Source organism: Micromonospora sp. LOL_025 (genome assembly GCF_048060285.1).
Classification (GTDB): Bacteria; Actinomycetota; Actinomycetes; order Mycobacteriales; family Micromonosporaceae; genus Micromonospora.
The window spans coordinates 1-493 of record NZ_JBHMIR010000124.1 but is presented as its reverse complement, the minus strand read 5'-3'; the positions used below and the strand labels follow the sequence as shown (position 1 = coordinate 493).

Sequence of the window (493 nt, the reverse complement as noted above, 5' to 3'; positions counted from 1 at the left end):
GATCAACTACACACGTCCTGGAGAACCAGGCCGCATAACCGAGTCCTCCACGATTCCAGGGGATTGACAGGCCGACGATGGAGCATCGAGGAATCGTTCCAAGCCACCAAGACAGGCCTCGGCCTGGACCAGCACCAGCACCGCCGCTGGCGGGCCTGGCACCGCTGGACCACCCTCGTCATCGCCGCTCACGCGTTCCTCGCCGCCGCCGCAGCAGCCAGCACCACCAGCCCGCAGGGCCTGATCCCGATCACCGTCAACGAACTCCGCCGCCTGTTCCACGCCCTGATCATCGAACCCACCCGACGCGTCGGCGACGTCATCGCCTGGTCCATCTTCCGCCGGCGGCATCAAGCCGAAGCCAAGATCAGCCACTACGCCCGGCAAGCCCTGACGGAGCCCTGAAAATGATCTCCTGCTGGAGTACTAAGGGACGTCTCGTAACTCTGTGGGCAGTCCAGGGTGGAGCATGGCGTGATGCAGGTGATCACGG

At 64.5% G+C, this 493-nt stretch carries 1 pseudogene; it reads left to right on the top strand.

The features are described 5' to 3' along the window. Window positions 1-405, top strand: a pseudogene (locus ACFHW0_RS31770) (IS701 family transposase); the annotation flags it as partial. Window positions 406-493 lie beyond the last annotated feature (88 nt).